This window comes from Syntrophales bacterium, from assembly GCA_030655775.1.
Classification (GTDB): Bacteria; Desulfobacterota; Syntrophia; order Syntrophales; family JADFWA01; genus JAUSPI01.
Genome location: JAUSPI010000124.1, coordinates 17,392 through 31,923, shown reverse-complemented (window position 1 = coordinate 31,923; position 14,532 = coordinate 17,392). Strand labels below are relative to the sequence as shown.

The following is a 14,532-nucleotide window of genomic DNA, read 5'->3' as shown; positions in this document are numbered from 1 at the left end:
GCATGTCTCAGTTCATACCCTGCGCCACTCATACGCTACGCATCTCCTTGAAGCAGGCGTTAATATCCGCGCTATCCAACGCTACCTGGGGCACGCCCAGTTGGAAACCACCATGGTCTATCTGCATCTGACCAGCAAAGGCCAGGAAAACGCCTTCGGCATTATCAACGATGTAATGAAAGGACTCGACCATGGGAGCTATCGCTGATATCTTTCGTGAGCACGGCCCCGAGTACCTGGAAACTTATCAGGAATCGATTCCTTCGAACCACCGGAAAGTGATCAAGGGAATCATTAACTGTCGCACCGAAGTCTGCGGTGTCAATGTTTACTCATGCAAACAGTGTAACAAGCCGACTATCGTTTTCCGTTCCTGCGGCAACCGCCACTGCCCGACCTGCCAGAATCACAAAGCCCGGCAGTGGCTGGAAAGACAACTGAACAGGGAACTGCCCGGTCACCACTTCATGGTCACCTTCACAGTTCCCAGACAACTGCGCCGTTTTATGCGCAGTCATCAAAGAATCGCTTACTCCGCCCTTTTTGCAGCCTCTTCAACGTCACTGAAAAAACTGTCCGCCGATGAGAAATTTGTCGGAGGTGACTGCCCTGGATTTTTCGGTGTTCTGCATACCTGGGGGCAACAACTGGGACATCATCCCCATATCCATTACATCGTTCCCGGTGGCGCTTTCGATAAAGAGACCGGTATTTGGCACTCGTCGCGCGTTGATTTTTATGTCCCTGTATCAGCCTTGTCAAAGATCTTTCGCGCCAAATTCCGGGATGAGATGAAGAAAACCGGCCTTTTCGATCAGATTGACCCAATCGTATGGAATATTGATTGGAATGTTAATTGCCAGGCCGTCGGTAGCAGCGAGGCAAGCCTGAAATACCTGGCGCCTTATGTTTTCAAGGTGGCCATCTCTGACAGTCGAATCGTAAAAGTAGAGAATCGTCAGGTTACCTTCCGTTACAAAAAGCAGAAAAGTTCCCGCTGGCGGACCATGACCCTTGATGTCATGGAATTTATCCGGCGCTATCTCCAACACGTTTTACCGACCGGATTCATGAAGATCCGCTATTACGGCTTTATGGGATCAGGCTCGTCAGTAACCCTGAAAGATATCAGGGCCGCCATTGAGCTGTCTTTAGACTTTTTCGTAGAATACCAAGTCCCAAAAAAGCAGGAAAAAGCATCGCCTTACTGCCCTCATTGTGGAGGGAGACTTGTGTATCGATACAGCATCATGCCATATGAACTCTGGCAACCCGGATAATGGCTGAAATGATTGAATTGTAGCAAATCAATAAAGGCAGATATTACCTTCCTGAAAACCGTTTTTGGGATTGAATGGATTTCTGTTGCTAAATTCCGCCAGACGGTTGCTTCAATACCGAAAGCAGGCAGCTTCAGGACAATTTCAGGAGTGAAAAAGATATCTATCTTATCAAAGAACGATAATTTTCGCTAAACCCTGTCAAAATTTACAACTCCAAAATCTCTTTCCTCTCTACGGCAACGAATCATTACCCTATATAATGAGATCGGGCTTATTGAACAATGGATTGAGTTCGACCGCTTCGCGGATCGACTCAATCCTTATAGGTTATGCTTAACTTTTAAATCTGACTGGTTCTGGTTCTCTATTCTTTCTACGAATTACGACAGTTCCAGCCAACTTGTCGTGCCACCCTTGTTTCCTTTTATCGAATGCTATCCAAATGATTCCAAGTCCTAATGGAATACCGGAAATGAAGTAGGCAAAGTAGCGTCCAACAAACTGCCCTACAGAAGGTTTTTCTCCCGTATGCGCATTTACGATTTTTGATGATATTGCCATTTTTCCTGGAGTTGCTGATTTATAAATCCAAAAAAAGATCACGGCAATTGCCGGGAAAACCCAAGAAACAAAAAAGTCCAATGGCCATTGAATGATCTTATCTGAATCAAAATATCCTGTCCCATAAACCGATAAAAGAATGGGCATCGTTATTATAAGAATTAAAATAGTGTCTATAATGCTTGCCCAAACACGAATCCAAAAACCAGCGTATTCAAAATCATCCTTGTTTACCATCGCTCACCTCCGTTCTTTTATAAGTATAACGCCGTGGTCAGCCGCCGAGTTTACGAGGTCGGCTGGACCAACTTGTTGGCCTGCGGCTCTTTTGATACTTCTCGTGATGTCTCTTCCAAAGCCTGTTGAATTAAGTCACGATATCCGGAAATAACATGGTAATTGTCCTTTGTCTCACCATGGGTCCCACCTGTCTCGAATTCGATTGCCTGCCGGAGGTGCGGATTTGATTTCTTGGTCAAAAACTGAGAGATATTGCTAAGGTATCGACCACTTTGGCCGATATCGTTCCCCACGCCAGCCTCAGACAGCCCTTGCTTTACTTCATCTCGGTTGTAGATTCGATCCTCTTGGCTGATTATCTCCAGGAAGGCTCGGAAGCGCGGAGTAAGATCGCTGGGGCGGGTAAGTGATTCAACGATTCGATCCTTTAGCTCGGCTGGCTCCAAATTTGATTTTTCAAGTGAAAACGAACTTTTGCCTGGTTGTTTCTGTTCTTTCTGTTTGCTTTCCTTCTTCTGGATGTAGTCTTTTGCTTCCGGGAGCGGAATAATTATTTCGGGATTAATAAAAAGTTCACCATTCTGATCGAAATAGGGGGTCAACCGGATACATTCGATATCTATCTCTGACTCACGAAGCCACAGCACGGCAGAGATAACCTCGGAGTGAAATTCCTTTGCAACCAAAATTATCCTTTGACGCTGGTTCAGATCTTCTGGTTCACAGTTGATAAATCCCTCAATTTTGACCTGAGCATCGTCGCCGTCCGTACCAAGATATTCCGCAAAATGCTTATAGATTTCGTCGTCAGAGAAACTGGAACAGTAAGAAGCATACTTGATCGCCTGCCACTCGACATCAGCACCGGAGTTATCTCGTTTCAACTCGATGATGGCCAATGCTCCCTCTTTATCCACAGCAAGCAAATCAAGACGGCGTCCAGACGGAAGCACCAGTTCCTTCGCAATTATCAGCAGTGGCTCGCCAAGTATTTCCGGTGTGTCTGCTATCCACTCTTGGATGTCAAAACGCTCCCTCAGGTTGAGTTCACTGTAGGATGTTGCGGGGATCTCAATCAGTTTCTTGTTCTGGATATCGACTCTATACATATTCATACTCCGTCACGGGCCTTGTCGTTGTCGGCCAACGAAAAGTTCACCAGACAACAAAAGCCGCTAGGCTTTTGTTGTCTGGTGGAACGAAAGGTTAGACTTTATTTGTCAATTCATTAGCAAGGAAACTTCTTTGATTTCAGTTTGTCACGCTTCGACATGTATTGCCAGATGCTGTGATCGAAAAGGGCTCTTTCTACTCCAAAGATGTCTGCAGCGAGATTGAGAATTTCCTTGGCTTCCTCATAGTTGGAAGTCTCAAGCCCCGCTTCACTCAGAAGTCTAAAAACATGCCTGTCTACTGCTGCAGTCTGAGAACCTACCAAAATTTTAATATAGTCAGCTGTCTTGGGTCCAATTCCTCTCACTTTGAGTAGTCGAGCCCTGTTGGAATCCGATTCGATCCATTCGCTGAGTGCTCCTTCGGTCTCAATACCCTCCTCAAGCAGGAACTTGGTGAATTCAACTACTCTTCTTGGCTTCTCATCATCCTTCCACGATAGCACTGCCTTTGAGCCTTTCTCTTGGAGTAACCGCCAAAATTCTGAAGTAGTCACGGCCTCTGAATATACCTCTCTGATTCTTTTGATCCTGGGACGTACAACTGTCTCATACGTTGTTCCTGCCTGGAGTATTGCATCAGAAATTGTTGCTCCCATGTGGCCATAATTGCCGTCAAAGTAGTCGATCATGACGAAATCATCAAGCGATTGGAGATAATCTACGAGTGATATAGCCTGTGCTTTTCTGTCCATGTCAAATGATCCTAGCGAAAGTCTAACATATATTATACTGCCCATTCACCGTATTATATCACGGCATAACTAACTTGACGTTGAAAACGTACAGTAAATAAGATATGTTGTAAAGGATCGAGACCATATTGAATCATATAAATACTGAAAGTCAGTTTATTATATGAAGCTGCTTGATCAAGTCCGTTATGTGATTAGAAAGAAGCATTACTCAATTCGCACAGAACAAGCATACGTTAACTGGATAAAACGTTATATTTTTTTTCACAAAAACGTAACCTAATTTGGTTAAACGCCTTTGAATGTGAGGAGCTAATAGTACGTAGTACCACCAAACATGTAATATACAAAATCAACAAATTCTAACAAATGAGTCAAGGGCAGGTTTGGCTGTTTTTTTCTTATACCCCCATTATCAACAATATTTAAGATGTGTCCCTCTCAGAACTTAATACCCCTTTTCTATCCTGATTACTTTTCCAATGATTTTGAGGTGTTCGCTCGGCGTGAGAGGGGAATATTCGGGATTGTCGCTTGTGTGTCGGCTACTGTAAGTTGAAATCTTTAATCCCCCCTCACCCCCCTTTACTAAAGGGGGGATTTTGTGTGGTATTGTAAGACCTTCCCCCCTGCCTTTTTATCGCACAGTCACATGCCCGGCGTAATTCTTGAGTTTTTCCTTCATGGCTTCGAAATCTTCATCTGAGTAGGTCGTTTCGCTTAGAAATTTTTCATCGAGGGATTTTGAGGGGACAAATTTCTGCAGGACATAAAGGCGGGCATCTTTTATTGTTCCTGCGATTTTTCGCAGATCATTTTTGTCCAGAAGAGATTTTACAACCGTTGTACGAAACTCATATTCTATACCTGAATCCATAATCATTTTAATGCTTTGTTTGATTATGGCAGGCTTTATATCAGATCCGGTAATTTCACGATATCTCATTAGAGGGGCTTTCACATCCATAGCAATATAATCTAAAAGCCCCCGGTCGATCAATTTTTTCAGCACTTCAGGGCGCGACCCGTTTGTGTCTATCTTGACCAGATAGCTCATCCCCTTAACGCGCTCAACAAATTCAACCAGATCCGGCTGTATAGTCGGCTCACCCCCTGTAATGTTTACGGCATCAAGTTTTCCCCTTCGCTTCTCTAAAAAGGAAAAAAGTTCCTCTTCCGGAATACAATCATGGTAACGATCGGGATCTACGAGCTCCGGATTATGACAGAATGGACACCTGAAATTACACCCCTGAACAAACAGAACAGCGCATATTTTTTCCGGATAATCTATTAGAGAAACTTTCTGCAGGCCACCAATATTCATATCCTAAAAATTGAACGTTTTCCTTATTTTAAACTCTTCCTGCTTCCCTTTGTTCCACTGTTTCACGGGACGCAGATAACCCACCACACGTGAATATATCTCACATGCTTCTCCACACTTTGAACACGTTTCATGTTCCCCGCTCAAATACCCGTGAGTCGGGCAAACACTGAAAGTAGGAGTAAAGGTCACATAGGGCAAACGATACTTTTCACAGATTTTGCGCACAAGCACCTTAACAGCCTCAGGATTATCAATACGTTCACCGGCATATGTGTGAAAAACAGTTCCACCTGTATATTTTGTCTGTATGCTATCCTGCAGGTCGAGCGCCTCGAAAACATCATCGGTGAAATTCACCGGCAGCTGAGTAGAATTAGTATAAAATGCGGACCCTTTTTCTCCTCTGTTTCCATTCTCATTGGCACATATTATGTCAGGATATTTTTTCCTGTCTATTTTTGCCAGGCTGAAAGATGTTCCTTCAGCGGGAGTCGCTTCAAGATTATAGTTGTTTCCCGTCTCTTTCTGAAACTGGACCAACTTGCCTCTCATGAAATCCAGAACCCTCCGGGTCAATTCCTGCCCCTCTTGATCCCCGATACTCTTTCCGAGCAGATTCAAACAGCCTTCATTCATCCCCACCAGACCGATGGTCGAAAAATGATTTTTCCAGTATTCATCAAAACGCTCTTTTACGCTCCTCAGATAATATTTCGTGTAAGGATAAAGATTCCCATCAGTATACTTTTCGAGAACCTTCCTTTTTATTTCCAGACTCTCCCTGGCGAGGATCATTACCTTCTCCAGGCGCATCACAAACTCGTTCTCCGTTTTGCTCAGATAACCGATCCTCGGCATATTGATAGTGACCACTCCAATAGACCCCGTCAGCGGATTTGACCCGAAAAGGCCGCCGCCCCTTTTTTCCAGGTCTCTGTTATCAATTCGTAATCTGCAGCACATACTCCTTGCGTCTTCCGGATTCATATCTGAATTTATAAAATTAGAAAAATAGGGCACACCATATTTGGCTGTCATCTGCCAAAGACCATTTAGATTGGGACTTTCCCAGTCAAATTCTTTAGTGATATTATAGGTAGGAATAGGAAAGGTGAATACTCTCCCCTTGGCATCTCCCTCCGCCATCACTTCCAGAAAGGCCTTGTTGAAATGATTCATCTCTTCCTGAAAATCCCGGTACGTCTCTTTTTGTATCTTACCACCGATGATCACATTCTGATTGGCGTAATATTCCGGAACGGTCACATCCAGTGTAACGTTGGTAAATGGGGTCTGAAACCCAACCCTTGTCGGTACATTTATATTAAAGATAAACTCTTGCAGAGCCTGCTTGACTTCTTTGTAGTTTAAATTGTCATATCTTATGAACGGAGCTAAAAGGGTATCAAAATTTGAAAAAGCCTGGGCGCCTGCAGCCTCCCCCTGAAGAGTATAGAAGAAGTTTACGATCTGTCCCAGTGCGCTGCGGAGGTGTTTAGCCGGTTTACTCTCTACCTTGCCCGATACCCCTTTAAATCCTTCCATCAAAAGGTCAAAAAGATCCCAGCCTACACAGTAAACAGAGAGAATACTTAAATCGTGAAGGTGAAAGTCACCCTCTGTGTGTGCGGCCCTGATCTCCGGCGGGTAAATTTCGTTCAACCAGTAAACCTTACTGACTTCAGAGGAAATGTAGTTATTCAATCCCTGCAGAGAATAACCCATATTACTGTTCTCGTTAACCTTCCAGTCGATCTTCTTCAGATACTGATCGACCAGATCAACTTCCATCTTATCGGCAATTTCTCGAAGTCTCGCATGCTGATCACGATATATTATATATGCTTTTGCTGCCCTGCGGTATGGAGAATCCAGAAGAACCTCTTCTACAATGTCCTGTATGTCCTCCACCCCCATTACCTTGTCGTCGAAAAGCTTTTCCGCCAGGTTCAGGGCTTTCAGTGTCAGCTTCCTTGGCACCTTAACATCATCGAATTCACCAGTAGCCGCCCCCGCACTCGCTATGGCGTTGGTAATCTTATCGGCATTGAACTTTACATACCTGCCATCCCTCTTTCTTATCTTAGTATGCATGAGACTTGCCCCCGCCTTAATTTATATTTCTCCACAAGATATTGTGGCGTTTCCTGATATTAATACCATATATTGTGCATTGCAAGAAAAAATTTGGAAGATTTTTTTAACCGGTACAATCTAAAGGGATTCAGAACACTTACGCAGGCAATACTTTTTTTACACTATATGGTCCCGGCCGAGAAGAATCTATCTTGAGAGGGTTTTTTCTGATAGATAGGGCAAGAAAATCAGCAATATAACATTGTCAGTCTCCCCGCCTACAAGGCGGGCTTGCGGGCAAGGAAATCGAAGATTCATGAGCCTAAGGCGAATCAATCGAAGATTCATGAGCCTAAGGCGAATCAATCGAAGATTCATGAGCAAAGCGAATAATCGGAGATAGTGAGCTATTGCGAATAATATATTCCTTTTTTATTGCGCCCCTTACCCAGCCTACAAGGCGGGGCTTGCGGGTGCGCTCCCGGTCAGAACGTTTTACTCGGCACTCAGGACTTTCGACCCACGGCAAGCATGCGATGGTTCATGAAACCATAATCACCTTTATACCGGTGGGGAGAAAAGTCGGTATAAACTCTGATGCTCTCGAACCCGACCTGTTTCAGCAATAACACAAGATCCTCGGATTCATAAAGACGTATCGAGTAAGTGCAGTCGCGGATCAAGCCCTCCTGTTTGCTCAGAACGATCTCACGGGCATATACAGTATTTTTCTCCATTTTGCGCTGTCGGCAGACCACAATATCCTCAATGATCTCATGCCAGGCGTTAGGATTGAAAGATTCCTTAACTACGGTTCCATCAGTCACATCAATCAGCAGCCAGCCGTCAGGGGAGAGGATACGGCATGCCTCTTCCAGAATTTGTCTGTCGGCAGCAGGTTCCGGGATATAACCGAGGGAATTACCCATAATGAGAACGTGGTCAAAGCTTTCGTCGGGGAGTCTGGTACATCTCGCGTCGGCTTGTATAAAATCCATATTGTAATTGTACTTTGCGGCATGCTCCCTGGCGTGATCAATAAGATAGCCAGAATAGTCCAGCAGGGTACACCCGGTAAACCCTCGGGCACACAATTCCAGGCTGTGGCGTCCGTGGCCGCCGCAGAGATCCAAAACCCTGTGTTCAGGCTGGATCGGTAGCAGCTCACAAATGAGATCGACTTCACGGCATGTGATGTCTTCGTCACAGACCGAACGGGCATCGGTAAGGAGATAGACCTCATCAAACATGGTTTTCCACCAGTCAGCATCTACCTTGATGTTCATAATGCATCCTAATCGACTCCAAAATTGAACAGTCCGTCCGAGGCAATAACCGCCGGCGTACCACCCCAGGGCTGCAAGCGTGCGATTTCAAGCTCTTCTTCTTCGATATTTACAATGTTATCCAGTTCACCGGACAGCCACATCTTTTCCAGTGTCAGGCAGTCCAGCCACAGGTCAGCACAATAGCTTTTAAGGGATTCAAGCTGGTGTATGGTAATCAACCTCGGCCTTGAGGCGATCTTAATCGGACCGAGCAAATAGGTCAACTGGTGCTCTATGGCCATCTTTTTCTGCATCTCCACGACCTCAAAGAGATCTCCGTATTCCATGCCCAAAATGGCTTCATTCATACGATCCACCGCCTCGCGAATACTTATATCCGACCGAAGTATGGCCAACGGCTGAACTCCACCGCCGCTTCCTACGTTAGTCGGCACACCACCAAACCGGCTCAAAAATCCGAACAAGCCTTTATCCCCCATTAAGCAACGGAAATCCGTCTGGCAGTATTCCAAAAAAATGCGTTCTTTCTCCAGATCCAATGCGGGTATATCCTCGGACCACAACTCGAGGGGAATCTTCTCCTGGACAATATAATTCTCCTGCTTCAGGGCTATACCCACCGCCTCGTCAGCATCGTTATTGATCTTCCCGACCAGCACTCCCCTCCCGGAATAACCTCTCTCAGGTTTCAGTACCAGATTGTCCCAGTGAGAGCGTGTCCACTCGATCAGATCATCAATTTCTTCGCCTTTTGGCCCTTCGGTCCGGCGCGGGCGGAATTGGCGCGTCCACGGAGTTCGCTGCACAATATTAGCATGAAACAGTTCCCTCCGGGAACCAGTGATGACTTCAAACATGCTCTTTACATTAATGGGTTCGGTACCCCGGGGATTGATAACCCGCTTTTCCCGAACAGCCTGCATAAGCGGGGTCAAATCGTGCCTGCGGTGTAGGGCCAGAAGTACGTCGGTATTGAAATCCATGAAAATCACTGAAACGGGCCGATTGTGCCAGCATACCCGCCCATTTTTCAGTTCCATCTCCTGTGGCGACATCAATGCCCCGGAAATCCCATCGACGGTGTTGAGAAGTTCAGCCAGGTTCCTGTTTTCCGCAACACTTTCCAAGGTTTCCTCCTCGGCTACCACCGCAATCATCCCCGGATTGCTTCCCTCACGATCCCGATGTGCCTGAACCAGCATCTTTACAAAACCGTAGACGGGAAATAACAGGGGATGGTCAAAATCCAGATCTAAGCCAACCGGGCAAATCTCATTAATCCTCCTCCAGACTTCCTTGCCAATAATCTGGGTGATGCGCTGATAATCCCATCCGCCGGGGCTGCCCAGATTCCACTCAGAGTGATATCCCAAAAAATCTTTCAATTTATTCTAACTCTCTCCTTTCATGTAACTTATATTCACAGATTCTTCATGTAAAACTCCGTCCACTTTCTGCAACGAAAAGATGGCATATACCAAACCAGAGCGGCAAAGATTCAATAATCCTGAAATCATGTGCCCGCAGCATCATCTCCAGTTCCCTCGGTGTATGAAAGGATATAACCGAATCCCTCAAATAGTTGTACGTACCGGTTTTCCCGGAAATACCTCCTCCGATGAGGGGCATTAACTTCTTCAGATACATAAAATATATTTTTCGGACAAAGCGTATCTCTGGGACTGAAAGCTCAAGGATTGCAAGCCTCCCGCTTTTTTTGAGTACCCTTCCGGTCTCCTTGAAAAAACCTTCGACATCAGACATATTTCTGATTCCGAATGCTACCATGGCATGATCGAAGGTACCTTCCTCAAGCGGCATACTGCAGGCATCTCCCTGAACGGGAAAATACCGCCCGTCGTATCCCTTTCTGGCTTTCTTTTTTACCGCAAGACGAAGCATCTCACCAGACAGGTCAATTCCCACCACGCGGCAGCCCCGATTTCCTCCCAATACAAGCATAGCAAGATCACCCGTGCCGGTTGCGACATCGAGAATCGAATCCCCCTGTTTGATTCCGAGTCGGCCCAGTGTTTTACGTCTCCATTTAATATCGATAAAAAGGGAAAGGAGGTGGTTGAGCACGTCATAGGTTGGGGCAATCCGGTCAAACATACCCTTTATGGTCTCGGGACTCTTATCCAATCTTTTTATCTCCTCGGCAGGTGCGAAAGCGAAGCTATCATTTTCCCGTGTATGCAATACAAGAAATTTCTACCATGGCATCCATCGGCAATTTAGCAACCTGCATGGCCTGTCTCGCAGGTTTTATTTCGTGTGAAAACCTTGAAGCATACACGTCATTCACAGCCCCAAAATCATTTATATCTTTTAAATAAACCTCTGTTTTCACAACCCTGTTAAAACCGATGCCGAAAGCCTTAAGAATTGCTTCTATGTTATCCAGGACCTGACCAGCCTGTTTTTCAACCCCTCCCTCAACCAGTTTTCCTGTTGCAGGATTAATCGGAATCTGACCGGAAACAAATAAATACTCCCCAGCCGAAACTGCCTGAGAATAAGGTCCAATAGCCTGTGGTGCCTTTTCCGTCTCGACCTTTTGCAATGAATTATTCATCTTTTATCTCCCGAACTTCTCGAAAAGTTATCAATTGCCCCTCTTTTCGGTATCAGAAAAGAAGGTTAATTCGTTAAGGAACGGTCGTGCCTATCCGCATGTCGATCTGACCAGCGTACCGACGAAGTGCGTTATAACGATGACAACCAATGCAATGAATAAATGTTCCGAGATTATCTTCCAGGGTTTTACTTTTTGTTCTTTAGCCATGTAGAAACTGAAAATTCCCAATAGTGACAGCCCCCAGACTATATTCACGATAATCGCTGTTGTGAGTGGAAATACCAGAACAGGAACAATAAATGTTGTTGCAAAGATCAATTTGGAGAAAAAAGTGGAGAGTGTTGATTCCCATATTTCTTTCGTAGTGTGTGTGTTTTCAGATTCTTCAGAAATATGTATGCCCAATGCATCTGAAAATGCGTCGGCTATGGCTATTGTTAATATACCGCCAATAACCACAATCCTTGAGTGTGTTCCGGAATGCAGTCCCACCATCAATCCAAGCGTTGTAATTATTGCAGAGGTAAGACCAAAGCTAAATCCCACTTTCAATGAATGTCTCATCAGAATCCTCACTGCAATTGGCGGTAATTAAACTATTCCTGTAATAATTCCTGAATCGTTTGGAGACTGAAAAGGAACGCGCCGGATTTCCTTTACACCGGCATCGGCGAGCATGTCCGTAATCTGTTCTTCAGAGTAAGACTGACCATGAGCCGTACCCAGAAGCATATTAAGGGAAAAAAGTGCGGGAAAAAGGGGACCATCCATTGAGTTGTTTAGAATGAAATCATGGACGATAATCATACCTCCAGGTTCCAGGGCTGAGACAGTTTTCAGTATAATTTTTTGACAGTCTTCGGGTCCTTCTCCATGGAAAATATGAGAAAGCCAGGCCACGTCATAGACTCCCTCAATGCCTTCTTCCAGGTAGTTACCGTCCGTAAAATCTATACGGTCAGAGAGACCGAATTTTTCAATGGTCTTCCTGGCAAAAGACCTGGTAGTTGGAAGATCGAAGACTGTCGCTTTAAGTTGTGGATTTTTAAGGCAAAAATGAACGGCATAGGTTCCGGGCCCTCCGCCCAGGTCCAGCAAGTGGTGCCGTTTGGAAAGGTCTATCTTAGTTACCAGCCGGGGAGCAATGTTCATGGCCATGTTGAACATGCCCATAAGGAAATTTTCTCGCCACTCTTCACTGCTGTAAGAAGCTCTTGTTCTGACGGGAGTGCCTGTTTTAACTGACCAATCCAGCTTAGACCATGAATCCACCATCTGATGATGGTGCATGATCATGTAACCAATGTACTGGGGAGAGTCTTTTGAAAGAAAAGATGTACTGGCCGGGGTATTAGAATATTTATGATCTTTCTTTACGAGAAGGTTCATGGCAGAAAAGGCATTGAGGAGCATCGTTACTCCTCTTTTATCTCCATCCAGTTTTTGAGCAATCTCCTCGCTTGTGAGCTGATTGCCTCCTATTGCCGTAAACAGATCGAGCTTAACACCGGCATGAAGGGTGCAGGACTTCCAGTAATTTCCGGATATTTCAAGTAGTTGACCTGGATTCCATTTTTGTGTGTTCATGTCATTTACTCTTTCCGCGAAAGTCCTCAGTAAGAGCCTCTTTCCCTTTATAGAGGTTTTTCTGTCGAGCTAATCTTTCCACTGACCTTTACCTTCTTTCATACGGGAAAAACACCACGATAATGCACCTATGAATATCAGCCACATAACAACTGTTGTAACTATTGCGCCTGTTGTCATTTCTCGTCCGCCTCCCTGGGATCCCTTGTCCTGATTCGCTGGAGCATAAAGCTGAGCCCCAGTGTTACTGCAAGGATGACCCATATCATCGAAGAAGCCCAGAGGGGATATCCTCCATAAGATTTAGATATATCAGGGACAAGACCTCCATAAACTACAACAAAAAGCAAACCGGCAGGAACAACAACCTTTATCACCACATTGAACCACTTGCCAACCTTGATGTCCGAGGTTTCATTCAAATGTTGTCTAAGCTTTTCAGCACCAAATATCCAGCCAACGACAATCGTAGCTATCACCCCTGTTAGAAGCAGACCGTAGAAGGAAACTGCCCTGTCGACTATATCCAACCAGTAAAGACCTCCATTTGAAGTAAACAACAGTCCTATAAGAAAAGCTGTACCAGTAACTATCACTGTAGCCTTTATCCTGCTTATGCCGAATTTATCCATAAGAGGACAGATTACCCCGCCATAGGCGAGAAAGAACGCTGATGTCAAACCGAGAAGGAAAAGACAGAGGAAAAAGAGGACACCAAAAATCCCCTGTGTTGCCGGCAGCATGGATATCGCTACGGGGAACGTTATAAAGGCCAGACCAATACTTGAAGTACTAACCTTATCAACGGGAATTGCCAAAGATTGCATTATAAATCCGACGATGCTAAACACGGCAAAACCGGCAAAGAAGCTGGTGGCACAATTGGAAAACGATGTTATAAAGGCATTATTAGTCACATCCGCTTTCTTCGCTATAAAACTCCCATAGGCATACATTCCAGCCATACCGAGAGAAAGGGTAAATGCAATCTGACTAACTGCGGCAAACCATACATCCAAATTTCGCAGGGCGGTAAAGTCCGGAGTAAGGTAATAGTTGAGACCTTCAACGGCTCCAGGGAGGGTAAGCCCTCTCACAAGTATGACAACGAGCAAAATCCAGGGAATGATAACCCCCCACTGCGCGACCTTCCCAATTACTTCAGCTCCCTTAAACACGATAAGAAATATGGTTAGCCAGGTAAGTGCCAAGAGTCCGACCAGTGGCCACTGCAAACCGCCCAGCACATCCGGTCCCGAGGAAAGCCCTAAAACTGTTCCATAAAAGTATGACTTGGCTCCTGTGGCTCCAGCTTTTCCCACACCCCAGGGCAGACCGGGTGAAACACCGGCATAGTATAAAGACCAGGCCATTACGACGGTATAGTAAGTGTCTATCAGGAAGGCACAGAAAACCGCCCACCATCCAACCCATTCCCACTTCTTTCCGACTCCTTCAAATACACCGGGAGCAGACCGTTGAAAGTACCTGCCCATGCCGAACTCTAACATGAGCCAGGGAATACCGATAACAATAAGACCAATCATCCAGGCTATGAGGAATGCCCCGCCCCCGTATTTATAGCTCAGATAGGGAAATCTCCAAAGATTACCCAGGCCGATGGCAGACCCAATCGCCGCAAATATAAGATACCGTCTACTGGCCCATCTTTCTCTCTGCACAAGTTTCCCCCTGTTTGTATATTGGCTTAGAAACCA

At 45.4% G+C, this 14,532-nt stretch carries 14 protein-coding genes and 1 pseudogene; 3 read left to right on the top strand and 12 right to left on the bottom strand.

The window, feature by feature from the left end:
• Together Q7J27_06665 and Q7J27_06660 are read left to right on the top strand one after the other, a co-directional pair.
• Positions 1–208, top strand: a 208-nt coding sequence (locus Q7J27_06665; GenBank protein ID MDO9528826.1) for a tyrosine-type recombinase/integrase, incomplete at its 5' end; no start/stop codon positions are given.
• On the top strand, positions 192–1,280 hold the full coding sequence (locus Q7J27_06660; GenBank protein ID MDO9528825.1) for a transposase: 1,089 nt from the start codon (positions 192–194) through the stop codon (positions 1,278–1,280). The genes Q7J27_06665 and Q7J27_06660, both read left to right, overlap by 17 nt.
• Before the next feature lie 336 nt (positions 1,281–1,616).
• On the opposite strand, the gene Q7J27_06655 is transcribed toward Q7J27_06660, so the two are convergent.
• The 3 genes from Q7J27_06655 to Q7J27_06645 form a co-directional block, all read right to left on the bottom strand.
• Positions 1,617–2,081, bottom strand: coding sequence for an RDD family protein (locus Q7J27_06655; protein MDO9528824.1), 465 nt, complete (start codon positions 2,079–2,081; stop codon positions 1,617–1,619).
• A 50-nt stretch (positions 2,082–2,131) separates the two neighbouring features.
• Positions 2,132–3,193, bottom strand: coding sequence for an MmcB family DNA repair protein (locus tag Q7J27_06650; GenBank protein MDO9528823.1), 1,062 nt, complete (start codon positions 3,191–3,193; stop codon positions 2,132–2,134).
• A gap of 119 nt (positions 3,194–3,312) precedes the next feature.
• Positions 3,313–3,951, bottom strand: coding sequence for a hypothetical protein (locus Q7J27_06645; GenBank protein ID MDO9528822.1), 639 nt, complete (start codon positions 3,949–3,951; stop codon positions 3,313–3,315).
• Positions 3,952–4,114: 163 nt separating this feature from the next.
• Here Q7J27_06645 and Q7J27_06640 point away from each other — a divergent pair.
• A pseudogene (locus Q7J27_06640) lies at positions 4,115–4,219 on the top strand (phage integrase N-terminal SAM-like domain-containing protein).
• A 369-nt stretch (positions 4,220–4,588) separates the two neighbouring features.
• On the opposite strand, the gene Q7J27_06635 reads toward Q7J27_06640, so the two are convergent.
• The 9 genes from Q7J27_06635 to Q7J27_06595 form a co-directional block, all read right to left on the bottom strand.
• Positions 4,589–5,278, bottom strand: a complete 690-nt coding sequence (locus Q7J27_06635; GenBank protein MDO9528821.1) for an anaerobic ribonucleoside-triphosphate reductase activating protein — start codon at positions 5,276–5,278, stop codon at positions 4,589–4,591.
• A 3-nt stretch (positions 5,279–5,281) separates the two neighbouring features.
• Positions 5,282–7,375, bottom strand: a complete 2,094-nt coding sequence (locus Q7J27_06630) for a ribonucleoside triphosphate reductase (GenBank protein MDO9528820.1) — start codon at positions 7,373–7,375, stop codon at positions 5,282–5,284.
• 488 nt (positions 7,376–7,863) lie between these two features.
• The gene (locus tag Q7J27_06625) at positions 7,864–8,643 is read right to left on the bottom strand and encodes a class I SAM-dependent methyltransferase (protein ID MDO9528819.1); all 780 of its coding nucleotides are present in this window, start codon (positions 8,641–8,643) and stop codon (positions 7,864–7,866) included.
• An 8-nt stretch (positions 8,644–8,651) separates the two neighbouring features.
• A complete protein-coding gene (locus tag Q7J27_06620) occupies positions 8,652–10,031 on the bottom strand; it encodes a hypothetical protein (GenBank protein ID MDO9528818.1) in 1,380 nt (459 codons plus the stop codon).
• 46 nt (positions 10,032–10,077) lie between these two features.
• Positions 10,078–10,791: a ubiquinone/menaquinone biosynthesis methyltransferase gene (locus Q7J27_06615; GenBank protein MDO9528817.1), complete on the bottom strand. Its 714-nt coding sequence runs from the start codon at positions 10,789–10,791 to the stop codon at positions 10,078–10,080.
• Positions 10,792–10,828: 37 nt separating this feature from the next.
• Entirely contained in the window at positions 10,829–11,224 is a 396-nt protein-coding gene (locus tag Q7J27_06610) for a Rid family detoxifying hydrolase (protein MDO9528816.1), read from the bottom strand.
• Between the two features lie 90 nt (positions 11,225–11,314).
• Positions 11,315–11,791: a hypothetical protein gene (locus Q7J27_06605; protein MDO9528815.1), complete on the bottom strand. Its 477-nt coding sequence runs from the start codon at positions 11,789–11,791 to the stop codon at positions 11,315–11,317.
• 27 nt (positions 11,792–11,818) lie between these two features.
• Positions 11,819–12,814: a methyltransferase gene (locus Q7J27_06600; GenBank protein MDO9528814.1), complete on the bottom strand. Its 996-nt coding sequence runs from the start codon at positions 12,812–12,814 to the stop codon at positions 11,819–11,821.
• A 176-nt stretch (positions 12,815–12,990) separates the two neighbouring features.
• Positions 12,991–14,496: a sodium-dependent transporter gene (locus tag Q7J27_06595; GenBank protein ID MDO9528813.1), complete on the bottom strand. Its 1,506-nt coding sequence runs from the start codon at positions 14,494–14,496 to the stop codon at positions 12,991–12,993.
• Positions 14,497–14,532: the final 36 nt, after the last annotated feature.

Coding starts and splice junctions, on each gene's coding strand:
- Q7J27_06630 (MDO9528820.1), bottom strand. CDS start 7,375: ATGCATACTAAGATAAGAAAGAGGGATGGCAGGTATGTAAAGTTCAAT.
- Q7J27_06610 (MDO9528816.1), bottom strand. CDS start 11,224: ATGAATAATTCATTGCAAAAGGTCGAGACGGAAAAGGCACCACAGGCT.
- Q7J27_06650 (MDO9528823.1), bottom strand. CDS start 3,193: ATGTATAGAGTCGATATCCAGAACAAGAAACTGATTGAGATCCCCGCA.
- Q7J27_06600 (MDO9528814.1), bottom strand. CDS start 12,814: ATGAACACACAAAAATGGAATCCAGGTCAACTACTTGAAATATCCGGA.
- Q7J27_06635 (MDO9528821.1), bottom strand. CDS start 5,278: ATGAATATTGGTGGCCTGCAGAAAGTTTCTCTAATAGATTATCCGGAA.
- Q7J27_06605 (MDO9528815.1), bottom strand. CDS start 11,791: ATGAGACATTCATTGAAAGTGGGATTTAGCTTTGGTCTTACCTCTGCA.
- Q7J27_06625 (MDO9528819.1), bottom strand. CDS start 8,643: ATGAACATCAAGGTAGATGCTGACTGGTGGAAAACCATGTTTGATGAG.
- Q7J27_06660 (MDO9528825.1), top strand. CDS start 192: ATGGGAGCTATCGCTGATATCTTTCGTGAGCACGGCCCCGAGTACCTG.
- Q7J27_06645 (MDO9528822.1), bottom strand. CDS start 3,951: ATGGACAGAAAAGCACAGGCTATATCACTCGTAGATTATCTCCAATCG.
- Q7J27_06655 (MDO9528824.1), bottom strand. CDS start 2,081: ATGGTAAACAAGGATGATTTTGAATACGCTGGTTTTTGGATTCGTGTT.